At 48.9% G+C, this 24,253-nt stretch carries 23 protein-coding genes; 4 read left to right on the forward strand and 19 right to left on the reverse strand.

The features are described 5' to 3' along the window. Positions 1–139: 139 nt before the first annotated feature. From RAC89_RS04090 to RAC89_RS04115, 6 genes are all read right to left on the reverse strand, one after another. Entirely contained in the window at positions 140–331 is a 192-nt protein-coding gene (locus RAC89_RS04090) for a hypothetical protein (RefSeq protein ID WP_284640704.1), read from the reverse strand. A 235-nt stretch (positions 332–566) separates the two neighbouring features. Further along, positions 567–1,364 (reverse strand): PhzF family phenazine biosynthesis protein, encoded by a 798-nt coding sequence (locus RAC89_RS04095; protein WP_306611966.1) that lies wholly within the window; start codon positions 1,362–1,364, stop codon positions 567–569. Positions 1,365–1,415: 51 nt separating this feature from the next. Further along, positions 1,416–1,790, reverse strand: coding sequence for a VOC family protein (locus RAC89_RS04100; RefSeq protein ID WP_306611967.1), 375 nt, complete (start codon positions 1,788–1,790; stop codon positions 1,416–1,418). Between the two features lie 183 nt (positions 1,791–1,973). After that, on the reverse strand, positions 1,974–2,420 hold the full coding sequence (locus RAC89_RS04105; protein WP_306611968.1) for a GyrI-like domain-containing protein: 447 nt from the start codon (positions 2,418–2,420) through the stop codon (positions 1,974–1,976). Positions 2,421–2,559: 139 nt separating this feature from the next. Then, positions 2,560–2,961, reverse strand: a complete 402-nt coding sequence (locus tag RAC89_RS04110) for a VOC family protein (protein WP_306611970.1) — start codon at positions 2,959–2,961, stop codon at positions 2,560–2,562. 112 nt (positions 2,962–3,073) lie between these two features. Further along, entirely contained in the window at positions 3,074–3,682 is a 609-nt protein-coding gene (locus RAC89_RS04115; protein ID WP_306611972.1) for a YitT family protein, read from the reverse strand. A 238-nt stretch (positions 3,683–3,920) separates the two neighbouring features. On the opposite strand from RAC89_RS04115, the gene RAC89_RS04120 reads away from it, so the two are divergent. Further along, positions 3,921–4,367, forward strand: coding sequence for an Lrp/AsnC family transcriptional regulator (locus tag RAC89_RS04120; protein WP_306611974.1), 447 nt, complete (start codon positions 3,921–3,923; stop codon positions 4,365–4,367). Between the two features lie 95 nt (positions 4,368–4,462). Here the strand turns inward: RAC89_RS04120 and RAC89_RS04125 are convergent, their stop codons facing one another. The 9 genes from RAC89_RS04125 to nirB all read right to left on the reverse strand — a co-directional run bounded on the left by RAC89_RS04125 (position 4,463) and on the right by nirB (position 16,167). After that, positions 4,463–5,512 carry an aldo/keto reductase gene (locus RAC89_RS04125; RefSeq protein WP_306611976.1) on the reverse strand — a complete coding sequence of 350 codons (1,050 nt, stop codon included), beginning with the start codon at positions 5,510–5,512 and terminating at the stop codon, positions 4,463–4,465. A 367-nt stretch (positions 5,513–5,879) separates the two neighbouring features. Then, on the reverse strand, positions 5,880–6,320 hold the full coding sequence (locus RAC89_RS04130; RefSeq protein WP_306611977.1) for a MarR family winged helix-turn-helix transcriptional regulator: 441 nt from the start codon (positions 6,318–6,320) through the stop codon (positions 5,880–5,882). Positions 6,321–6,489: 169 nt separating this feature from the next. Further along, a complete protein-coding gene (locus tag RAC89_RS04135) occupies positions 6,490–8,220 on the reverse strand; it encodes a hypothetical protein (protein WP_306611979.1) in 1,731 nt (576 codons plus the stop codon). A 67-nt stretch (positions 8,221–8,287) separates the two neighbouring features. Beyond that, positions 8,288–9,922, reverse strand: a complete 1,635-nt coding sequence (locus RAC89_RS04140; protein ID WP_306611980.1) for a DHA2 family efflux MFS transporter permease subunit — start codon at positions 9,920–9,922, stop codon at positions 8,288–8,290. Between the two features lie 11 nt (positions 9,923–9,933). Beyond that, positions 9,934–11,262 carry an efflux RND transporter periplasmic adaptor subunit gene (locus tag RAC89_RS04145; RefSeq protein WP_306611982.1) on the reverse strand — a complete coding sequence of 443 codons (1,329 nt, stop codon included), beginning with the start codon at positions 11,260–11,262 and terminating at the stop codon, positions 9,934–9,936. A 13-nt stretch (positions 11,263–11,275) separates the two neighbouring features. Next, positions 11,276–11,944 (reverse strand): HlyD family secretion protein, encoded by a 669-nt coding sequence (locus RAC89_RS04150; protein ID WP_306611984.1) that lies wholly within the window; start codon positions 11,942–11,944, stop codon positions 11,276–11,278. 567 nt (positions 11,945–12,511) lie between these two features. Continuing rightward, complete coding sequence (locus tag RAC89_RS04155; protein WP_306611985.1) at positions 12,512–13,330, reverse strand: formate/nitrite transporter family protein; 819 nt, start codon at positions 13,328–13,330, stop codon at positions 12,512–12,514. A gap of 27 nt (positions 13,331–13,357) precedes the next feature. Continuing rightward, complete coding sequence (gene nirD / locus RAC89_RS04160; protein ID WP_306611987.1) at positions 13,358–13,696, reverse strand: nitrite reductase small subunit NirD; 339 nt, start codon at positions 13,694–13,696, stop codon at positions 13,358–13,360. 38 nt (positions 13,697–13,734) lie between these two features. After that, a complete protein-coding gene (gene nirB / locus RAC89_RS04165) occupies positions 13,735–16,167 on the reverse strand; it encodes a nitrite reductase large subunit NirB (protein WP_306611989.1) in 2,433 nt (810 codons plus the stop codon). 531 nt (positions 16,168–16,698) lie between these two features. On the opposite strand from nirB, the gene cobA reads away from it, so the two are divergent. Then, a complete protein-coding gene (cobA, locus tag RAC89_RS04170; protein WP_306611991.1) occupies positions 16,699–17,472 on the forward strand; it encodes a uroporphyrinogen-III C-methyltransferase in 774 nt (257 codons plus the stop codon). 50 nt (positions 17,473–17,522) lie between these two features. Here cobA and RAC89_RS04175 read toward each other — a convergent pair whose 3' ends face one another. Further along, a complete protein-coding gene (locus RAC89_RS04175) occupies positions 17,523–17,852 on the reverse strand; it encodes a branched-chain amino acid transporter permease (protein ID WP_306611993.1) in 330 nt (109 codons plus the stop codon). Then, on the reverse strand, positions 17,843–18,559 hold the full coding sequence (locus RAC89_RS04180; protein ID WP_306611994.1) for an AzlC family ABC transporter permease: 717 nt from the start codon (positions 18,557–18,559) through the stop codon (positions 17,843–17,845). The genes RAC89_RS04175 and RAC89_RS04180 overlap by 10 nt, the downstream gene beginning before the upstream one ends. 108 nt (positions 18,560–18,667) lie before the next feature. Between RAC89_RS04180 and RAC89_RS04185 the strand changes: the two genes are divergently transcribed. Then, positions 18,668–20,071 carry an aminotransferase-like domain-containing protein gene (locus tag RAC89_RS04185; protein WP_306616038.1) on the forward strand — a complete coding sequence of 468 codons (1,404 nt, stop codon included), beginning with the start codon at positions 18,668–18,670 and terminating at the stop codon, positions 20,069–20,071. A gap of 92 nt (positions 20,072–20,163) precedes the next feature. Next, a complete protein-coding gene (locus RAC89_RS04190; protein WP_306611996.1) occupies positions 20,164–20,610 on the forward strand; it encodes a YfmQ family protein in 447 nt (148 codons plus the stop codon). A 62-nt stretch (positions 20,611–20,672) separates the two neighbouring features. On the opposite strand, the gene cysI is transcribed toward RAC89_RS04190, so the two are convergent. Further along, positions 20,673–22,391 (reverse strand): assimilatory sulfite reductase (NADPH) hemoprotein subunit, encoded by a 1,719-nt coding sequence (gene cysI, locus RAC89_RS04195; protein WP_306611997.1) that lies wholly within the window; start codon positions 22,389–22,391, stop codon positions 20,673–20,675. Positions 22,392–22,419: 28 nt separating this feature from the next. Next, complete coding sequence (locus RAC89_RS04200; RefSeq protein ID WP_306611998.1) at positions 22,420–24,240, reverse strand: assimilatory sulfite reductase (NADPH) flavoprotein subunit; 1,821 nt, start codon at positions 24,238–24,240, stop codon at positions 22,420–22,422. Positions 24,241–24,253 lie beyond the last annotated feature (13 nt).

Below are 24,253 nucleotides of genomic sequence, written 5' to 3' on the forward strand. Positions count from 1 at the left end.
CGTTTGTTGTAAAATAAAATAAAGCAAAAGGGCCGCTATCATAAGCGTAGAGATCACGGACAGCAGTTGAAAGAAGGCTTCCGTTTTCGATTTCAAGGCCGACACCCTCCCGTTTTCTTAAGAAGCTAACCTGATGGTGTTAGTTGTTATCCACCTTGTAAACAACGAGGATGCAGCTTCGCTGAATGCCCGCTCCGCCAATCGCAGGCTTCACGATGGTGCCGTAACATACGTTGACAACCTGCTCTTCCTTCAATTCGGCTAGAAATAAATTCGCGCGAGCCTCTGCGTAAGACGAATCCGTGTCAATAAATTCTTTGACTTGAATCATCTGTAGTCACCTCCTTCAATTTATACATTAAATGTAAAAAATCCATAAAAATACAACAAGACACCCCGTTGTATAGACGGAATGTCTTCTGTACGTCCTAACCATATCATCGGGGCTGACTATTGTCAATCTATTTCCAGCCCGCTCGTTCTGCGATAAGACCCGTAAAGGGACGACCGGAATTTCACGTACTGCTCAAGCGACCGTTAGGCTATACCTTGGGGATATCCCCGCATTATGAGATGTGCGCATACTCTTCAATTTGAAGCTCTGCAACGGAATATAAAACTGCTGATCCGCTGATGGTTACCCTGTCACCTATGAATCCGCAGTATATTGTTCCACCGCGCTTGGAAAGCTGTCTCGCCACCATTTCATTTTTGCCCAGACGTTTTGCCCAGAAAGGGATAAAATTACAATGTGCTGAACCGCACACGGGATCTTCATTCACCTTTAATTTCGGGAAAAAAGCCCTAGAAACAAAATCGAACTTTTCACTTTTTGCTGTAATTAAAACACCCAAACCATACGGAAGTTTTTCCAGCTTAGAAAAATCAGGGGAAACATTTTGGACGTCCTCTTCCTTTTCAAGTACAAACATTAAGTCTCTGCCCAGATAGGTTTCGATAGGCTTTACACCAAGAGCTTCGACCATTTGCTCCGTTAATGTGAATTCTTCAGGCATTCTGCTGGGGAAATTCATTTGGTAAAGTTCATTTTCTTTTAACACAACGAGTTCCCCGCTCATGGTTTGAAATTTGATTCTATTCACATTCTTCTCGTAATAATTGGCAATGACATACGCTGTTGCCAAAGTAGCGTGTCCACAGAGGTCGATCTCTCCCCCTGGTGTAAACCATCTCAATCGATAGCCGTCTTCTTCTCTCACAGCAAACGCTGTCTCAGAAAGGTTATTTTCCGTTGCAATTTGTTGCATGGTTTCATCCGGAAGCCAGTTCTCCATTATACAGACAGCTGCAGGATTTCCTTCAAATAATTTCTCGGCAAACGCATCTACGACGTAACATTTCATTATTGAATTAACCTCCTTGTTTGTAGCGCGTTCTTCTCAAATGTTCCATATTCACCAGTGTGCTTGCAGCTTATTGCCGGACGGATCGTAGAAGTGAAAGTAAAAGTGATCACCTTCCTCTTGCATCAACTCTACGGAGACATCATGTCTTACAAGATGTTCACGGAAACGATGAATATCAGGGCAAGTAAACCCAACTGAAAATTCTGGTGATCCATCCACGTAAAAATGACCTCTTGATTGAGGATCCGCTTTGACCAAAACTAGGAGAGGCCCGCCCCCTATTTCAAAAACGGCTCGTTCATTCGTCTTTCTACGTAGCACCAATCGTAGAACATCAACATACCAGCGAACTGAATCGTCTAGATCAGTTACCGGGATCCGAAAGTAATGAATCTCTTCCAGCCAAGGTTTCGCCTCCACCATTCTTATTCTCCTTTTTATCCATTATCGCAGCTACCGTAACAAAAGCTGCTTCCAGGTTTAGTAGAAGCCCGCTAATTGAATTCCATCAGTATTTGTCTTGCATAAGAATCCCAACCTGCCTCGTCTGTATTTATCTCTATTGTGGGAATTAGTGATAGTTTCGCATATTCCCCGTATCATCGTTCAGTATATCGGCACATAGATATCTGCGTTATGAAAATGCTGATCTTCACCGAATTTGAATACTTCAAGCGCGAGTGATTGTCGATTATTTTCCAGACCTTCTTCTCTCAGGAAAGATTTCACTAGCGCATATGGATCTTTGTCTTTTGATCTTACCTTGACGTAACGCTGACTAGGTATACTGAATCCGACCATGCCCTGGGGAACATCCTCGGTACCTGTAACTTCCATACAATAGATATAGGTAAATAGAATATCATTAGCAAAATGGGGACATACATATTCATCTTGATTCAAAGTCCCTTGAATCTCGCTTTTTCGGGTAAGAAATCTTTGATAAGCTTCTCTCATGCTTTCCGTATCCACCCTTTGAAAAGCAGTAGTTACAGGTACTCCGATGAAATGCTTTTCTTCTAGTGTTACAATCTCGATTTGATCGTTCTCCATGAACCCATCTCCTCGCAAAAAGTGTGGCATATTGTTAATTTTTTCTTTAGTGCAACAAAGCTGCCGTATGTAATCGCGGCAGCTTCTCAATGTGTAGGATTCAACTATCATTCATCGTAATGTTTCATCCCTGTTTACTTTATTTAGCTATAACGGGGACCATTTCAATCACGTTAATTTTATTGTCGTCAGGATCGTACAAATCAAACATCACATGATGATTCCACGGAGAATTCCATGTTTCTAACGCGGTAACACGACATCCTTTTGATTGTAATGATTCATAAAATTCCGGAGCATTCTTACATTTGAAATTGAAACTCGATTTCCGCTGAGAGTCAAATTCCCCCTGCTGCTCAGCCAGAGTAAGTAACGCAGCATTGGGGGGATGCGGATTAAAAAACAAGGTAGCCCCCCGTTTGCCATCCCCCCAATCCTCAATCCCTCTACATGTGAGACCAAGTGTCTCTGTATAAAATAAAACTGACCGTTCCAGATTACTTACAGTAATGAACACACTGCCAATTTGTTGAATGTGCACTGCCATTCCCCCGCTACAACGAATTATTGAAACAGGAATATACAAGATGAAGTACTATAAATACCCATAATCATTATAATGAATGCACGTTCGTGTTGCACTTAAATTTTCTTTATCCGACAACGGTCTGACTAGGTTTATTTGCCGAAAGCTGGGTTCCTGCAAATATTTTCTTCTTATAAAGACCGATTATGCTCGAAACGATGAATACCGAAGCTATCGACAGTGCACCTTGCAACGCTCCTACGGAATAAAAGCCGAGAATGACAATGCTTGAATCAAATACGAAGTTTACGGTACCCGGATTCACCTTATATCGTTTTTGCAAAAACAAAGCCATAATGTTAACCCCGCCTAATGAAGCGCGGTTGACGAGCAGTGTCGTTAATCCAATGCCGCAAAGAATACTACCGACGAACGTTCCAATAAACATATTGAGTACAAAGTCTGGCAGCCATCGATCGACAGCGGTCATAAGCGTCACCAGCATGACGGAAACCATCGTGGACAACGTGAAATTCCATCCCATCTGGATAACCGCAACGAAATAAAATGGAAGATTAACGATGAAAAACAACAGAGCGAACGGTATTTCGAACATGTAGGAGAGCGTTAACGTCAGTACTGCCGTTCCGCCCGTGACGACCTCCGAATGCTTTAGCGTAATGAGTCCAAGGCTAATAAGCAAGCAGCCTGCCGCGATGGATAACGGACGATTCATGATGAGCTTCCCCTTTCGGCGCGGTCGGATTAAAGAATGCCGCACAGATTTCCTACGCCTTATCGATCTTGGATATGCGTGATCAGTACGTTCGTATCCCCCAACGGCGTTTGTTTACATGTTATAATAAGAATCATGAGAATTACATGCATTTTCGATTGTATAAATCATGATGTCCTTTAAATTTTGAATATTTTTTGTTAGCATTTATTACATATTGAAATCAAGGGGCAAGAGCATGGACAAAATCGATATTTCGTTGTTGGAAATTTTACAGGAAGATGCGCGCATTACCGTGAGCGAGTTGTCCAAGAAACTGTCTCTGAGCAGACCGAGTATCACGGAGCGGCTGCACCGCCTGCAGGAAAAAGGGGTTATCGAGGGATTCTCGGCGCGTGTATCGCCGGAAGCTTGCGGAAGGAATACGCTGCTATTTATCCAAATCAGCGATTTAAAAATTCCTGCAAAACAATGGGAGAATATGATTGTGGCGGAACAGGACGTGCTGGAGTGCCATCGGGTAACCGGACACATCGGTTATGTTATCAAGGCTGCCGTAAACGGCATGGGTGGCCTTCGAGTGCTTGTGGATCGGCTAATGCAATACAGTAATTACGTGAACACGTCCGTTATCTTGACGTCCCCGGTTTCCTACCGTCCCATTCTCCCAACCAAGGAAGAATAAATAAGTCATATACTGACTTAAACCATGAACGTTGAAAAAGCGGAAGCACTCCTCAAATAGCCAACGGCATTCGAAGGAGTGCTTCTTGTCTCAAACTATCTTATTCGATTGTGAAACCGATTCTCATAGTAGTCCGGACTGCTTCCGAGCTTGGCAAGCACCGGCTCGCTGATTCGATTCAATCGATCCATCACATCACGTTCCAGCTTCAAGGACGCCGCAGCGGCATTCAGCTCCAGCTGAGCTGCGTTGCGGGAGCCCACGATCGTTGTTGTAATCCCGCGGTTAGCGACAGCCCAGGCAAGACAAAGGGCCGACATCGTAACATTCAGCTCAGCGGCAATCATTCGAACCTCGTTCAGCACTTGATGGATCTCGACCTCGGCCCCTTCTTCTCCGTGGCGGCTCCCTGTTCCCCGACTGTGATGAAAATGCCTGGATCTCGCCTGCATAGGCTTCACTGACGAAAGCTCGTTATGCTCACCTGTCAATACACCTTGCTGCAATGGCATATATCCGATCACCCCAATTCCTTGATTCACACAATAGGGCAGGATCGTTTCTTCGATGGCACGGGATATCAAATTATAAGGCAGCTCATTGGAAACAACCTCTACCCCCGTTGCTTGAACCTCCATCATTTGCTCAACACCATGGTTGCTGATCCCGATATAACGGATCTTTCCCTCCCGTTGCAGCTCCTGAAGGGTAAAGAAAACCTCCTCTACCGTAGGAGGACTTTGAATCAAGTCACTGCTTGAGGAAAAGTGTTTTATCGATAAGGGTGAAATCGGCCAATGCAGCATGTAAAGGTCGATATAGTCGGTCTGTAAACGCTTGAGACTCGCCTCGCAGCCCTCTCGCAGCAAATCAGGTCTTGCGTTGGCCGTATTGATTTTGCTCCCGATGACTGCTTCGTGCCTGCGCCCCTTAAGCGAGATGCCCAGCGAAATTTCACTTTCACCGTTATTGTAGACTTCCGCCGTGTCGAAGTAATTGATCCCCCGGTCCAGTGCATGATGAACTACTTCATCTACATCCTTTTGACTTTGGGCTCCCCAATAATCCCCTCCCCCGTATTGCCAGCAGCCCATACCAAGTACACTTAGCTGAAGCTCCGATGTTCCAAGTCTGCGAACCTTCATCCTGCGCCCCCCAAATCCGATTTACGTTGATTCGTTTCCACTAGTATCATTAATCACACATATGATAGACAAATGGACTTCCGCAGCCACAACTCGGACAAATTTCCTTTGACAAATTGTCTGATAATTCGTACAATTATTCCATAGCAAACGAATGAAAGATTCTATCTACTAGGAGCTGGTTCACATGACACATGTAAAAGAAATAGTCAAAGGTATGCTGTTCGGAATGGTTTCGATCGGTGCACTGCCTTTTCTCCTAGTGCGTACTTTTCTTGAAAATACGCTGTAAGCCGTATGGAAGAGCTGCCTCCGGGCAGCTTTTTTTGTTTCCCAAGAAAACGCATCCAAATGAAGATAGGGAGAGTCACTTCTCTTCTGCAACTTTTTTCTCCAATCTCTCGCTTAGAAGATTTAACGATTGCAGCATCCGATCCAGCTCTGCTGGCTCTAACCCTTCCAGAACAGAGCTGTAGAAGCGCTGCTGATGTTCAAACAAAGACACTTTGATTTGCTCCAGCTGCTCCGTTTTTTGAATCCAGGTAACACGGCGATCCTCCTTGTCGCGAACGCGCTGAATCCAGCCGTCCCGCTCCAGCCGGTCGATGATTCCGGATACGGTGCTATAAGAAAGATGCATGGCTTCCGCGATCTGTCCGATCGTTTTCGGTCCGTAGGATATTTCCGAAATGCATAACATCTGTGGTTTCGTCAGCTTAAATTCCTTGAGAAAAATTTTCTCCATCGTAGCCGTATACGAGCGGCTTAGCTTCATTGTTGCCAAGCTGATGGGCAGTGCTTGCTCCATGGTATGCCCTCCGTCATAGCTTTCTGCAGTTGTTCTTTTCAAACTATATCATAACATATTTCGGGCCGCCAACCGGCGGGAAAGTCCCCATGAGCCTTACCCCGTTCTTCTGTAAAAAAAAGGCAGCCGTCTTATTCGTAGTAAGCACCGGCTGCCTTAATACAGTTCCTTATTGCTGCAAAGTTTTGACCAAACGCTTCGCTTCCCCATCCGGAGTTTCAAAGGTTTCATAGAGCTTTACGGTGAGCGGATATTCAACTTGCTCTGTCCGAATATTGCTGATGTTAATCGTCTGCGTCCCGTCAATCAGCTTGTTCGGGCCGGTGAACGGAACCGTTTGCGAACCGAGCACCCGTCCGAGGCTATCCTGCAGCTCAATTTTCAGCTTCGAAAATCCTTGATCCGTTACCACATCGTCCTCAGAGGTTAAGGAGAGATTCATTCTCAGCTTATAAGAATAGGACATCGCTTGACCGGCATTCGTATATGCGCCTAAGAACCAGTCATGCAGCTTCACGCTGTACGGATAGAACAGCATGACGTCGCTGTCGTTTGTAGTCGTAACGCCGGTTTTCACCGCAGCAATCGTTGTTTTGTAAGGCGCCGCCGTTACCGCATCCAGCAAATGAATACCGAGCTGTTCGCTATGCTCCGATTTGGGAAGGGCAAATGCATAGCTGACGACATGGCTTAGTCTCGGCATGAGATTGGCCGGAGCCGTATTCTGCCTTGAACCGGCATACCGGGCCCCGTCTCCGCCGGAGATCTCTGCCTGGAATACCGGCAGCGGGATCGTCCGATCGCTAAGGTTGGTCAGCTTGAACTTAGCTACAACGGTCTGGTACCCGTCGCCGTCGTTCTCATGCCGCTGAAGGTCGACAAGCGAAACCTCCGTCTGGGAATCGATGATCCGATTGAGAGGATCGAACGCAATGGGCGTTCGAGGCGCGTAATCGGCAAGCGATGTCCCCGCGGTCACCCCTCCAGCAGGAGTCAGGACCTTCAGCCGGCCTGTATCGAAGGAGAGCGGCTGAACCGCCTGTCCTTGCCGGGCAGCAGGGACAAAGACATCCGTTGTCATCAAGATGAGCCCGGACAGCTCGGTATCATTGTTGACGGGAATCGCGTAATGAATGTACTTCTTCTCGCCAGCCGCCAACGTAAGTACGCCTTGCTCCACTCGCTGCCCGGCAAAGATCTGCGATTCCGCCTTCCCGTCCATACGGAAGCCGGGAATGGTTTCCGTCATGGAGGAAGGATTCTCTGCCAGCAGCGTAAGCAGCATGGAAGCCCCCTTCGGATCGTTTACCTTGCTTAAGCTGACCGGCGTATACCGCAAGGGGGATAAGGAGGCAGGGATGCCAAAGGATGTCCCCCAATCGATGATTTGGGAATCATCCGTCAAATCCCCCACCGCAGCGTTCCATACACGGCCGGTAACGGGTATGGTGAGAAGTGCGGTCTCTTTTTTCGGATATACAAAATCATCCACCTCGACGAAGGCGAGTTCGCTCACCGACAGGTTATCCGAACGCGAAATTGTCGCCGCATAAGTTACATCCGCCGTTGCTTTCGCTTGGATGGAAGGGTCATTCGCGCTGCTGGCCTTCAAGGTGTATACCGCCCCGTCCGAGGTCCGTAAACGCAATTCGTAATCGGGCACCCTTTTTTCCGTAACCTCGTCGTTATAAAGCCTAACGATGACGCCAATCCGCGTCTCCTCGGACAGTTTGTTAATCGATATTCCTTTTACCTCTGCTCTTACTGTGCCTGTTAAAGAATACGTGCTTACCGCCGAAACGGTAGAGCCTGCACCGGAGTCAGCCCATGCCGGGGCGTGGGAGGTTGCCGTTATTGCTATGGATAGGGCCAGTACGGCCGCCTGCTTGCCAAATTTCATCTTGATGTCTCCTTTCATATCTAACCTTTCTCCTCTGTTATGAATCGATGTCCGTTGCTTTTTTCCGCTACCCGGTAACCCCGACTTCCTGCTTCACAGGCGCAGGAGCTTTGAGCTCGTCTTTCGCCGGGACCAGCTCTTCTTCCTGAAGCACTTCAGGAGCCGCCTTCTTCCGATCACGTAACAGGAGCACGACGGGTATGCACAGAAATGCCGGAATCGCGGAAATAAAGAACGTATCCGCAATCGCGCGGGTCAGCGCTTCCCTTTGGATAAAGCCCATCAGGTAGGAAGTCGCCGCGCCTGTTGCCGTCGCCATATCCACCGAGCCTTGATATAGCGCCCCGGCGATGGAAGATATCGTATCCTGCGCCACAATGGAATCCGCCGGCACACTCTCGATAATGTGCTGCGTGTGAACGGTTTGGCGGCTGCCCATGATGGCGGTAAATATGGCGATTCCCATAGAGCCCGCCACCTGCCTGCAAACGTTGGACAGGGGCGAGGCATTGCCGATCTGCTCCTTCGGAATGCTCATCATCCCGGCTGTGGTGAGCGGCATCATGCATAGACCGATGCCAATCGCCCGGATCGTCAGGAGGGATTCCGTCCAATAACGCGGCGTTTCGGTCGTCAGCATGTGAAAGTCTACCGTAGTGATTCCAAGAATGAGGAGTCCGGCAATGCCTACGGATATACCGAACCGGTCAAACAATTTACCGCTGATCGCCATCATGATGGCCATGACGATCGACTGTGGCAGCAGCACCAGTCCCGTCTGCACGGCGGTCATGGACTGAACGTTCTGCAAATACAGCGGCGTCAAAAACATCCCGCCCAGCATCCCCATCTGCACAAGACTGGATGCAATGACACTAACCGTAAAGCGAACATTCTTGAAGATCCGGATATCCATTACCGGCTGCTTAACGCCAAGCTCTACCCAAACAAGAAGCAGCAGGCTGGCGGCAGACACGAATAACAGACTGACGATGAACGGTGAGGTCCAGCCCTCCGACTGCCCTTTACTCAAGGCGAGCAGAAGCGAACCGAAGAACGTAATGGAAAATAGCGAGCCCAGCGTATCGAACTTCAGTCCCTGCTGTCTGGCGGATTCCTGGAGCAGGATTCTGCCCATGATCACGGCGAAAATGCCGATCGGTACATTAATAAAGAAGAGCCAGCGCCAGCTGTAGTACTGGATCATGTAACCGCCCAGCGTCGGTCCGAGAGCCGGTGCAACCATCGCGGCCACACCCCATAAACCGATAGCGGTCCCCGTCTTCTCCCGCGGAAAAGTCGAATAAATAATCGACATGCCGATCGGCATAATAAATCCGCCGGCCAATCCCTGAATAATCCGAAACAAGATTAAGGAAAAATCACTCCATGCCATTCCGCACAGGGCCGACCCGACGGTAAAGCCCGCTACGGAGTATAGAAATACGGTTTTATTGCCGAATCGCGCTCCCAAATAGCCGCTCATAGGAATCACAACCGCGGAGGACAACATAAAGCCGGTAATAACCCATTGGATGGTCTGAACATCGGAGCCGAATACGGCAACGAATTTCGTAAGAGCTACGTTCATCAAGCTGCTGTTGAGGACGGAAACAAACGTCCCGAGGACAATGGCGATCAGCCCCAGCCACATTCCTTTGTCGGAAGCTTCATTGGCCGGACGAACTGCGGATTCGGTCATACGAAGACCTCCTATTCCGTTCTCAAGGCTGCGCCGTCCGACGTGGCGGGGTCCGGGTTCACAACAATTTCTTGTCCGGCAGCCAGATGGGCGCCTGCCTCCGCGTATACCCAATCCTTGCCTTTTTCCGTGGTCTTCACTTCTACAAGACGAGCGGTCTTGTTATCGGAACGCACGACGTACTCCTTGCCGTCCTTCTTGATAATCGCAGACGCTGGCACCTCCAGCTTGGCAGCGGAAGCGTCCTGAGTGTACACCTCGGCGACCATTCCTCCGAACAATTTCCCCTCCTTATTGTCTACGGTCACTTTTACCGGGAAGGTATTGCTGTTGGCATTGGATACCGGACTGACGAAAGTAATGGTTCCGTTGAACACAGTATCCACGACATTCGGCACTTTGACCTGAACCGGCGTCCCCGTCTTCACCTGTCCGATTTGGGTATCCGCTACGCTCAGCTCGATTTGCACCTGCTTCATATTCACAATGGATAACAGGGGTGTTCCCGGCTGGGCCATCTCGCCCGGCTGGATGCTGCGCTTCACAACCATGCCGTCCGATGGCGCCGTGATCGAAGCGTTATTCAGTGAGCTGTTTGCCAGCTCCAGTACGGAGGTCAACCGGTCTACCTCGGCTTGCATCGCTTTTAACGTATTTTCCGTTGCGCCTTCGCGAGCCAGCTGCAGCTTGGAGCGTGCGGCATCCGCTTGGGCTCCCGCCGCTTTAGCCGCCGCCTGGGCCTGCACGTAGCTCGTTCTTGCCTTTTCATAATTTAAAGTGCCCTGCTCCAGCACTTCTTTCGTTACCGATGAGCTGCTGTCATATTGGTTACGCAGCTGATTGTAGGTCTTCGTCGCCAGGTCGAATCCGGCCTTCGCCTGCTCAACAACCGCCTGAGCCTGCTCATATCCGCCTTCCGCAGCTCGAAGCGCACTTTCCGCCGCCTGCAGCTCCTGGGACCGCGTACCGTTTCGTGCGTCATCCAATTTCGCTTGAGCTGCAATAACCGCCGACTCCGCCTGCTTGACCTGCTGCAGCAAGTCGGAGGTTTCCAATTGAATCAGGATGTCGCCCTTCTTCACCTCGGCGCCTTCCTGAGCGAGCACCTCCGATACCTTCCCCGAAATTTTGCTCACGATTTTGACTTCTTGATCGGGGGCGATTTTGCCGCCGTAGCCTGAAGCCATTGCCGCTCCGAGCTTCATCAGTCTAACGGGGGCTTGTGCTGCTGAGGCTGTATCAGCCTTCAAATTGCCCGTCGTATTGCAGCCGGTTACCGCCCCGGCCAAGGAAAGCGCCAGTACGGCGGGAAGCCAAATTTTACCTGATGATTTATTCATGTTCAGCTCTCCTCTACTTTCCACCATTGCTCTTTAGGTGAATTTTTATGGTGGTGCTCATCCCCGGTGCCAGCTCCAGACCGAGCTGATCGTCGATCTCAATCTTAATCGGTATACGCTGGGTAACCTTAGTGAAATTTCCGCTCGTATTCATGGACGGAAGCAAGGAGAAGGTCGACGCCGTCGCCTTACTTACCTCCTTCACTGTTCCTGTTAAAGTAGCATCGGCGAAGGTGTCCACATGAATATCTACCTTTTGCCCCGAATGTATCCGGTGAATATCGGTTTCTTCAATATTGGCTGATATGTATAATTTGCTGTTGTCTACCACCATCGCTACCGTTTGCCCAGGTGATGCGACCTCGCCCGGCTTCACCATCGTTTTAATTACCGTTCCTTCGATCGGAGACCGAAGCATCGCCTGATCCAGGTTACTTGTGGATAAATTGTTGCTGTCCTGCGAGCCAATGATCTGATTGGACAGCACTTGGTCGCCTTCCTTCACCTGAAGAGAAGTCACTTTGCCGGTAATTCGAGGCATCACGCGATACACATCTCCCGCCAGACGGGAATCCTCCGTCGATATGAAATTTTCCCCCTCATACCAGAAGTAACCGCCGATTCCCCCGCCACCAACGACAATGGCAGCTAAAATGATATACAGAGTCATTTTTCTCTTCATCCTGTTTACTCCTTATCCCTACAATTTAGGCTGTCGTACTGCAGTGCAAAAATCAGACAAACTTTTTCTTGCGCATTTTTCTTTTTTCCTGGTCCTCCTTATTGAGTTTCAATTGACTTTATTTCGCCAAGGTAAATTTTATACTATTTGATATTTCGCCTTGCGAAATATTTACGTTTGAAATATAGCACACATTTCTTCTAAAAGAAATCCTTAGGAATCCGTAGAAAACACGACAACAGCCAATTTTAAACAAAAAAACGCAAATAATGTGCTTATCTCTCTTGATTGCTGGGCTATCCTCTTGAATCGAAGCGAAATAGGGTGCTTCACCCGAAACCTCAGTGGAAAATGAAATTTAGGGCAGGCAGCAAAAAAAGACACCTCTTTCGAGGTGTCCCCACAGGACGTGCTTGGATGAATCGAAGGATGTTACCAGGAACACCACTGTTCTTCGTTCGGAGATTCCGTTAATTCCCAATTCAGAAGTACCGCTATAAATAATGGAATTGTCAGGATGAATTGTATCATGTTCAACACTCCCGTCCGTTTCATAGTAGTGATCCTCTAGGCAGCTTTGGAACGCTGCTTCGCAAGAGTCCGACCTCCCTTGGCATGCGTTATATAAAGCAAAATTCCTGTAAACAGAATCCCGCCGACAAAATTACCGAGCAGCACGGGAAGCTGATTCCATAACCACCAGCCGCTCACGGTTACATGAGCCCCATACATCATACCCGCAGGAATTACAAACATGTTAACGACAGCATGCTCGAAGCCTTGTGCAAAAAAGGTCAGGATCGGCAGCCACATCGCCGCTATTTTCCCTGTAGTTGAGCTTGACGTCATGGCCATAACAACCCCAAGCGTTACCATCCAGTTGCAAAGGACCGCTTTGGCAAACACGGCAATCATGCCATCAAAACCGAGGCTGGAGTAACCGTTTGTTTTCGTTTCAGCCGCTTTCACAATATAGGTAATGACGGCATGCTCCGAATGACCGAAATTCGTAGCCGCCGCATAGAACAAAGCTGCATACACGAGTGATCCTGCCAAATGTCCGACAATAGCCCAGCCGAAATTTTTTAACATCCCGCCTACGGTCGCCCGTTTCTCTAGTACTGCCAAAGGAGCGAGTGCGAAGGAGCCGGTAACCAGCTCCAGCCCCAGCAGAACGATGATGACAAAGCCGACGGGGAAAACGAGAGCGCCTATGATGCCGAGCCCTGTTTGAATCGTAGCCGTAAAAGCTAGCGTCGTTGCAAAGGATAAGATGGCTCCGCCCAAAAATCCCCGGATCAATAAATCCTTCACGGAAAGCTTGGTTTTGCCGGCTCCGGCCTGCACCATTTGCTCAAGCACTTCCTGAGGCTTCACATAATTCACGGATGCACCCTCCTAACACTCTACTCACTAGGAAGCGATGTTCGCCCCTGCTTTCGTCGTATAAAGCACGATATTCCCCGTTGCTTCTTCAACCTCGACGCGATATGAATTGACGCAGCCTTCATCCGGTGCTTGGACAAGACCGTCGTTCAAGTTGATTTTCCAGTCGTGCAGCGGACAGTACACGTGATGATCACATATGATACCTTCCGACAATTTGCCGTTCTTGTGCGGACACAGGTTTTCAATCGCCCGCAATTCCCCGCCCGTTAATTTGAAAATGGCAATTTCCTTATCCTCAATATAGACGACGCGGGCTCTTCTCTCTTCGATCTCACTTTGATGTCCAATGACATAACGATTCATACCGGTTCCCCCCAACGAAAAGATTCATTATACTCGGACTAGACAGATGTGATTTCAATCGGTTGAAGCACGCCGAAGTTGCGATTCAGCTTCTCTTGTTCAATGATTTCCTTCCAAGGATCTTCAATAAGTCCTGCACTGAATTCATAACGCTCCTTGAGGGCTGCTCTTTCTTCTTGAGCTTCCAATGCCTTTTTCACCGCTTCCAATCCGATACGCTCAATCCACTTCGACGTGCGCTCATTATAATTTGCGTTCTCACGGTAATATTGGAAGTAAGCCAGCGTCCATTCAATGACCTCTTCCTCCGTTTTCACCTTAACAAGCAGCTCGGCAGGTCGAACATCCGTTCCACCGTTACCGCCTACATATATTTCCCATCCGCCATCGATCGCTACAACACCGAGATCCTTAATTGTCGCTTCGGCACAGTTCCGCGGGCAGCCGGATACGGCCACCTTCGTCTTAGCCGGCGTGCTGATCCGCTCGAGCCGCTTCTCCAGCTCAACACCCATACTCATCGAATCCTGCGTTCCGAACCGGCACCACGTAGAGCCTACGCACGTCTTAACGGCACGGAGCGATTTGCCGTAAGCAAAGCCTGACGTCATATCAAGCTCTTCCCATACTTGTGGTAAATCCTCCTTCTTGATGCCGTATAGCCCGATGCGCTGTGCCCCGGTTATTTTCACCGTCTCGACATGATACTTGACGGCAACATCGGCGATTTTCTTCAGATCCTCCGCCGTCGTCACCCCGCCGTGAATTCTAGGAATGACCGAATACGTTCCGTCCTTTTGGATATTGCCGTGATTTCTCTCGTTAACGAATCGGGACTCTTTCTCATCCTCGTGCTCCTCCGGCCAGATCATACCAAGGTAATAATTGAGCGCCGGACGACACTTCGAGCAGCCCTCCGGATTGGACCAGCCAAGGACATTCATGACTTCCTTCGAGGTTGTCAATTTCATGCCGCGAATCGCAGTAACGACTTCCTCCCGTCCAAGCGTGGTACAACCGCAAATGCCTTCCTTCACAGCGGTAACGCCATCTGCGCCTAAGGCATAGGTGAGCAAATCCGCTACCAGCGGCTTACAGCCGCCGCAGCTGCCTGTCGCCTTGGTGCAGTATTTGACGTCGCCGACGCTGGTGCAGCCCTTTTCTTCGATAGCCTTGAGAATCGTCCCCTTCGATACCCCGTTACAGCCGCAAACAATCTCATCATTCGGCATGGCCGCTACGAAATCGAGACCGGAGCCGGATTTGCCGCCGACGCCTTGGGCACCGAGAATGAGCTCCTTCTCCTTACCGGAAATATCTTCGCCATTCCGAATCATGGAGAATAGCTTGGAGCCATCGCTTGTATCGCCGAATAAAACCGAACCGATCAGCTTGCCGTTCTGGACGACGATTTTCTTATAAACTCCGTCAAAATCATCCTGAACACGGAACGCCTTAGTGCCTGGAGCGTCTACAAACTGTCCCGCTGAAAACACATTAACTCCCGACACCTTAAGCTTCGTAGAGACAACCGATCCCTGATATCCTTCCGAGGATACTCCCGCTAGCCGTTTGGCCAATTCGGCGCCTTGCTCGAATAAAGGGGCGACCAAGCCGTACGCAACGCCGCGATGCTCAGCGCATTCGCCTACTGCATAAATGTTCGGAACGTTCGTTTCCATATAATCATTAACGACAATACCGCGGTTAATCTCAACACCGCTTTCCTTAGCAAGCGATACATTCGGGCGTATGCCGACAGCCATAACCACCAGGTCCGCTTTCACTTCCGTGCCGTCCTTAAAGCGGACTCCCGTTACCCGCTTCGCCCCCAGGATGGAATCCGTATTTTTCTCCAGCAGGAACTGCATTCCCTGACCTTCCAGCTCCGCTTGCAGCATACGAGAAGCCGTTTCATCCAATTGCCGCTCCATTAAGTATCTAAAAATGTGAACGACCGATACCTCCATATTCAGGTTAAGCAGTCCCCGCGCCGCCTCCAGCCCGAGTAAGCCGCCCCCGATTACTACGGCGCGTTTGTATTTCTTCGCCGCTTCAATCATCGTTTCACAATCATTGATGTCTCGGAATGCGATTACGCCTTCCTTATCAGCGCCAGGCAAAGGAAGCATAAAAGGAAGTGAGCCCGTTGCAATGATAAGATCGTCATAGCTTGCCGATAGACCTTTATCCGTCGTAACTGTCTTATGCTTCGTGTCAATTTTCGTTACCGTCTGTCCGGTATGCAGAGTAATTCCATTCTCCTTGTACCAGCTCCAGTCATTGATAACGATATCGTTAATGCTTGCATCCCCGGCGAGGACGGAAGAAAGCAGGATTCGATTGTAGTTCGGGTGCGGTTCACTTCCAAATACCGTAATCTCGTATTGATTAGGCGCCAGCTTCAGCAGTTGTTCGATTGCGTTAACCCCAGCCATACCGTTACCGATAAGAATCAGCTTTTTCTTCATAGCAACCTTCCTCTCATGTTATATATTCGAACATAAATTCAAAACTTCCTTGCAACTTCAATGTGAATGTTATGTTTCATGACATTTCTTGTTTTTAACTATAACTCACAAAACACGACAAATCAACCCGTTTATTTTAATTTTTGTTATCGATTTTATTTATCGGTACCAATAAATACGAATGTTTTAATGTTATATGTTATAATTGTTCGTTTTTTATCCTGAGCAGTACTTTGCTTTGATTCATCCGCGTCACAACCGGCTTGCTGTACCGGTTCAGGAAGCGCGGACATGCTAGCAACGCTGCTGTTCTAGCAAGCAATCACATCGAATGCATGCAAATATTTGTATCAAGCTCTATAAGTAACGTTCGTCTTTATTAGCTTTTAGCACCATTTTAATTAGCTATTTTCAAAAAATGTATTGAAACAAACGAACATCTCCTTTATAGTGAAAAACAATAGGCCATGTCACTAATCATGACATAATGGCTTCAGCTTAAACATTCGATTACTTTAAGGAGGGTTCGACATGCAGCACGCGGGAATAGTTTTTTTTGTAGGTGCCGGACCCGGTGATCCGAAATTAATTACGGTGAAAGGGCTTGAGTGCATCCAAAGCTCGGATGTCATTATTTATGACCGGTTGGCGAACCCGGAGCTCCTTAGCTATGCGAAATCCCGCGCGGAGCTGATCTACTGCGGAAAGAGCCCGAACGACCATACGATGAAGCAGGAAGAGATTAATGAAATCATTCTGAGGAAAGCGCTGGAGGGGAACACGGTTACCCGCTTGAAAGGGGGAGACCCTTGCGTATTCGGCCGCATTAATGAGGAAATCGACGCGCTCCATGCATGCTCAGTCAAATACGAAATCGTACCGGGGATCACAGCCGGTATCGCAGCGCCCGCTTATGCCGGCATCACGGTTACTCAGCGTAAGGTAGCGACCTCTTTCACCATGGTTACCGGTCATCTTTGTCATGGAAATACCATATCGCCGGAAAAATGGTCCGCTCTCGCTACAGGCATTGATACGATTGCTTTCTATATGGGCATTAAAAATATTCAATTTATATGCGACCAATTAATCACCTATGGAAGAAAGCCTGACACTCCGGTGGCTATCATCTCATGGGGAACTACGAAGGATCAGCAAACCGTGATCGGGACGCTGCAGACCATTCCGCAGCTGATTGAATTCAACCGGGTTGCCAATCCGGCCATCATATTAGTCGGCGACGTAGTCCATATGCAGTCCCGGCTGGAATGGTTTCAGCCTGGTTCGCCTATGGAAGCATTGTAAAACAGCAAAATCCACTCCCGGGCCGAAGCCAATGGAGTGGATTTTTGGGGTTATATCACTTGAATCAAAAACATATAAACAAAAGTGCCGCTTGCTATGGACAAAAACATATTCCTTTTCCAGACGTGCAGAGTACCAACTATGGTAATCGCGAACAATTCAGGTATACCATGGTGGCCGGATAACAAAGGGACATCTTTGACACTATAGATAACCAATAACCCTATAGCTGCCGAGGGCAATACTCTGCCGAGATACTTCACATAAGCCGGAGTCGGCCGGCCTGAAGGAAAAATAAGAAAAGGAATAAATCTGGTCATCATGGTTCCCAAAATGACCATACCAATCGTAATCATTTGCTCTGCTAACGTCATTGACATATGCTCTCACCTGTTTTCTTTTCCAGCTGCTTCCTCATCAAGGTAAGTATCAAGAGAATGCCGATCATGGCGGGGAGGACAAAGCTGCTCTGAAACAGGATAAGGCATAGCAATGATAATCCCAAACCCAGCAGTGCACTGTGATGCGTCTTCTCTTTCGACCATTGTTCAATAAAAATGACGACAAATAACGCTGTCATAACAAACTCAAGCCCCTCCAATTGGAATTGCACCAGCGATCCGAATAGACCGCCAAGACAAGCCCCAACCACCCAGTAGCCGTGATTCAGTGCAGTGACGAAGAACATGTACCATCCTTTATTCACCTCTTGCGGTATCGCGGCTGTGTAATTGATGGAGAAAGATTCATCGCACATCCCAAAAATCAGATAAAACTTTTTTCGTCCGGTCCCTCTATACTTTTCAAGCATGGATATCCCATAAAAAAGATGACGTGCGTTCACCATTAAGGTGAGGAACAGCGCACCTAACGGATGAAAAGCACCAAGCAAAAGCTGGACGGCAACAAATTCCATCGAACCGGCGAAAATAAGCAGGCTCATTAGAAAAGAATACCCCACACCAAAACCCGACACATTCATATAGATGCCGTAAGCGATCCCCAGGAATAAAAATCCGGTTAAAATGGGGACAGTGGAGGGAAAGGCTGTACGAAATGCCAATTGTAGTTCTTTCTTGTTAATCATAGGTAGCTTGCATCTCCTCAGCACGATTACTTTATTCTGCAATAGTAGCAGTGAAAATCCATACAATCAATGTTATAATTGTATGGATTACAATTTTGTGAGGTACCTATGCCGATAAATTCTTTTACAGATTACCCCATGTCGTGGAAGCCCGACAAACGGGCATTGAAGCGTCCCCTCTATCGTTCCCTCGCCTTATTGCTGGAGCATGACATTACGAACGGCTTGTTGGCTCCCGGCACCAAGCTCCCGCCGCAAAGGGAGCTGGCCGACTTTTTAGATATAAACTTCACAACGATTACACGCGCTTACAAGCTATGCGAACTAAAAGGCCTCATTTATGCCGTTACAGGCAGCGGTACGTTTGTTTCCCCCAGCGCGGCTCGCTCCATCACCATTTCAAAAGATAAGATTTCAAAGGAATGTATCGATCTTGGCTTTGTCGCTTCATTTGAGCAGACGAATACTACGGTCGCTGAAGCTGCAAAAAGAGTGACGGAGAAGCGTTATCTGGAGCAGCTCTTCAATTACAACGAGCCTACAGGAATTCCACATCAAAAAATAGCGGGTCTAGAATGGATGAAAGCCTTCGGCATCCATGCAGACACAGAACATATGGCCATTGTTTCCGGAGCACAGAATGCACTTGCCATTGCGTTAGTAGCTCTATTTGAACCGGGAAACCGGATTGCCGTTGATATTTATACTTTCGCGAATTTTATAGAAATTTCGAGAATGTTTCATATTCAGTTAGTACCGATTCCCGGTGACGAGCACGGAATGCTGCCGGATGAGCTTGAGCATCAATGCCTTCAATTGGATGTGCACGGCGTATTTTTGATGCCTTCTTGTTCTAATCCTACTACTGTCATGATTCCGGAAAAACGCAAAAAAGAACTCGCGGCTATTATTCAAAAGCATCATTTGATAGTCATTGAAGATGATATTCATGCGTTTCTGGCAGCAGGTATCCGTGAGGATTACGGACAGCCCATGTTTCAGCTGCTTCCGGAGCAAACGGTTTATATTTGCAGCACCTCCAAGTCCATCTGTTCCGGTCTCCGGATTGCCTATATGGTGTTTGGCGATGCGTATCAAGAAAAGATTAGGGAAGCGATTTTTAATGTTAACGTCAAGACGTCGTCGTTGGATGCCGAGATCATTACAGAACTTATAATATCCGGTAAAGCGGATGCCATCGTTGCGGAAAAAATCCGGCTGGCGCAATCGGCCAACAACCTATTTAAAGAATTTTTCCCGATTTCACATAACACGGGACATCCGTTAAGCTTTTATAGATGGCTGCCCTTCTCGGGTAAGGGTAATGCGTCACACATCGAGAGCTTCTTTCTGGACAAGGGGATTCGCGTCTATCATTCAGATCGATTTTTGAGCGGGGCCGGTACGCAGAGCCAATATTTGAGAATCGCACTATCGTCTACCCATTCCTTAGAGGAACTAAAAAAAGGTTTGGAGATCCTTAAGGGACAGCTAAGTGAAATGGATGGTTAAAACTATTCATGATTGGATGGTTTCTCATCGAGACAATCGTATTAAGATAAAACCATGATTGCGAATAACATTGCGTTAAGGAGGTGGACGTTATGACTTGGGCTTTGATCATTTCGACGATTCTCGTCTGTTTCATTAAAATACTTATTACGTGTCTGCCCACGGCTTCCGTAGAATGGTTAGTAAGTAAATTTCAAGTGCATATCAAACTTAATGCGGAAACCGTCACCGTGTCCTATCGAGGAAGGAACATTGAAGGAGATGAAAAAGCTCAAATTGTTCGTTTATTAAATGAAGCTGTCTTTATGGAAAAGCATTATATTTGGCCGGGCACCGAGCAACTATATTTGAACCCGGATAATAAGGGCACCCCTATTATCCTAGAAACGAAGCTAGGCAAAAACGAGGTTACTCTCTACGCATTCATTAATAACAGGGATATTTATATAACGCGGCAATATAAAAATAAGGTAATTGCCTATAGTCTGTTGTCCGAGCACCTGCACAAGCATTTGGTTACGCAAGAAGGGCTGATTTGACACAAAAAACGGCAGGAAGGCTGTTGCCCTTCTGCCGTTTCTGTTTGTTTCTAGAATATGGCTTACTCGTGGAAATTGGTGCCGTCAGTCGTCGCGGCGATGATACCCGCACGAATGACGAAGTCTCCGAAGTGCTCCCCATTTTCTCTTTCCTTCGCATATCGTGGAAGCAGCACCTGAAGCTCGCGGAGAATTTCACCCTCACCGATATTTTCCCGGTACATCTTACTTAAACGGCTGCCGTCAAAGGCGGCCCCCAGATACATATTGTATTTGCCGGGCGCTTTTCCGATAAAACCGATTTCACCCAGCGCATGGCGTGCACAGCCGTTCGGACAGCCTGTCATCCGGATCGTAATTTCCTCGTCCCGAAGCCCGTTCTCGTCCAGAATCCCCTCGATTTTGTCGATGAGCACAGGCAGATAACGCTCGGCTTCAGCCATGGCCAATCCGCAGGTAGGCAGCGCCACGCAGGCCATCGAGCTGCGGCGGAGACCGGAATGACGCTTGCCGTCATTCAATCCATAGCGTTCGAGCAGCTCCGTGATTTCTGCCTTCTTCTGCGGCGTTACATTGGCGATAATGAGGTTTTGATTGGCGGTCAAGCGGAAATCTCCGGTGTGCACCTTGGCAATTTCACGCAAGCCGGTCATCAGCGGGTAGCCTTCGGCATCCGTTACGCGTCCGCCCTGGACGAACATCGTAAAGTGCCATTTGTCCCCAACGCCCTGCGCCCAGCCGTACCGGTCGCCGTTATCGTTAAAGTGATACGGCTTGGCCTCGCTTAAGCTCCAGCCCAAGCGCTGTTCCAGCTCTTCCTTCACGTTCTCCAGCCCGAGCCGATCCACCGTATACTTGAAACGGGCATTCTTGCGCTGCGACCGATTGCCGTAGTCGCGCTGGATTGTAATGATTTTCTCGGCAACGTCGTAGATTTGCTCCGGCTTGCAATAGCCGATCACCTTCGCGAGCTGCGGATAGGTTTCCTTGTCGCCGTGCGACATCCCCATTCCTCCGCCGATGGCAACGTTGAAGCCTGCGAGCCGTCCATCCTCGATAATCGCAATGAACCCTAAGTCCTGGGAGTAGACATCCACATCATTCGATGGCGGTACCGCAATGCCGATTTTAAACTTCCGCGGCAAATAGAGCGGACCGTACATCGGCTCAGTCTCTTCTTGCTCGGGAGTCCCGGCTACGAGCTCTTCATCCAACCAGAGCTCATGATATGCTCTCGTTCTTGGCAGCAAATCGTCACTTAACCGCTTCGACCACTCATACACCTCAGCATGAATGTCCGATTGATACGGGTTCGGATTACACATGACATTCCGGTTTACATCCCCGCACGCAGCAATCGTATCAAGCAGCGCTTGATGGATCGATTGAATCGTTTTTTTCATGTTCCATTTCAAAATCCCATGCATTTGAAACGTCTGCCGCGTTGTAAGCTTTAAGGTGCCATTCCCGTATTTCCGGGCTAATTCATCCATCACGAGCCACTGCCCCGGCTGGCATACGCCGCCGGGCATACGTACACGCAGCATGAACTGGTAGGCGGGCTCGAGCTTTTGCTTTTGTCGTTCGTTCCGCAAATCCCGATCGTCCTGTAAGTAGCTGCCATGGAATTTCATCAGTCGGTTATCGTCATCAGAGATACCGGCGCTAAGCGGCTCCAGCATCGATTCAGCCAGGGTGCCGCGCAAATAATTGCTTTCGCGTTTAATGCGCTCGACATCGCTAGGGGATCCCTCTGGCCTGCTTAATTTCGTATTCGCCATGCTAACTAACACTCCTCTCGATCCACAATCAATACACGTCTCGCTGATATCGCTTGTTCTTCTGTAACGCCGCTAAATATTCCTCCGCTTGCTCTCTGCTCATGCTGCCTTCCGTTTCGATAATTTCCGCCAGCGTCCGGTGTACATCCCGGGCCATATGCTTCTCATCCCCACAGATATAAACAGCCGCGCCCTGCTCAAGCCAGTCGAACAGCTCCTTGCTATGCTGAAGCATACGATGCTGGACATACACCTTCTCATCCGTATCGCGGGAGAACGCAACATCCATACGGGTCAGGACACCGTCTTTGATCCACCGCTGCCATTCGGTTTGATACAAGAAGTCGGTCACGAAATGCTGATCTCCGAAGAACAGCCAGGATGGGCCGGTAGCGCCCATCTCCTCGCGCTCCTGCATGAAGGAGCGGAAAGGTGCGATTCCTGTGCCCGGTCCCACCATAATGACCGGTGTACCCGGGTCGTCCGGAAGCTTAAAGTTCGAATTGTGCTGGATGAATACCGGAATTGTATCCCCAGGTTGCAGACGTTCTGCACAAAGGACGGAGCAGACACCTTTACGCTCACGCCCATGCGCATCATAACGAAGCGCTCCGATAGTTAAATGCACTTCGTCGGGATTCGCCGCCTGCGAGCTGGCAATCGAATATAACCTTGCAGGGATTTTTCTGAGAATGGTAACGACATCTTGAACGCTGCCTTGTAACGGGCCATAATCGCGGATGAAATCCACCAGATCGCGTCCGTGAATATAGGCCTTGCACTTCTCTTCGTTGCCGGCCTCCAGCAGCTCAAGAGCTTCCTTATTCACGGCCAGCGGCGCTAACTTTTCCAATAAGGGTCTCGTTAGGACCGTAATCTCAAAATATTCGATGAGCGCCGCGCGGAGCGGTCGGAGCTCCCCTTGCTTGTTGATGGCAACCTGCGCATCAGGATCCCACTTCGTTTGTTCCAGCAGCAGATCCACAAGCGCCGGATCGTTGTGGGGGTATATGCCAAGACTGTCGCCAGGTTGATAAGTGAGCCCGGAGCCCTCGAGCGACAGCTCAATATGGCGGGTTTCTTTATTAGAACCGCGGCCGTTCAAGTTCACATTGGCCAGCACTTCCGCCGGAAAGGGATTCGTTCTGGAGTATGCGGATTCCGATGCGATCCCGGCCGAAGCTGTCGGAACAGCTAAGGATGCAGTTCCCGCTCCCGTCTGTCCTTCCTTCAAGCGGTTTACCACGCCTTGCAGCCACTCCGCTGCGGGCTCGTCGTAGTCAACATCGCAATCTACCCGTTCATACAGACGGGTTCCGCCCAACGCTTCGAGACGGGTATCGAAATCTTTGCCCGTCTGACAGAACAACTCGTACGAGCTGTCGCCAAGCGCCAGCACCGAGAATTTCAGACCATCCAGCTGCGGCGCCCTCTTGCTATTCAGAAACTCATGGAACGAGATTGCATTATCCGGCGGCTCGCCTTCCCCATGCGTACTGACAACGATGAGAAGCTGCTGCACCTTCTTGAGCTGATTCGTTTTAAAATCGCTCATCGACGAAACGTTGACTTGAAACCCGTTCGCCTCAAGCACTTTTGCCGATTTCTTCGCAAGCCCCTGCGCATTGCCGGATTGTGAGCCGTACAAGATGGTCACTTCCTTGCTTACTGCCGGAGCACCCGCCGGATGTGACTCATTGAGAGTGCCGCCGGTTGTCTGAATCGGTGCCGACGCGGCGAGGTATCCGCTAAGCCAAACCTTTTGCGTCGCGTTCAGCGTCGGAAGAAGTCGATTCAGAAGGTCAACCTGCTCCTGGTTAAACGGACTGTTATTTACCTGTAATTGCAACGCTCTCCACCCC

The organism is Paenibacillus sp. GD4, from assembly GCF_030846225.1.
Classification (GTDB): Bacteria; Bacillota; Bacilli; order Paenibacillales; family NBRC-103111; genus Paenibacillus_G; species Paenibacillus_G silviterrae.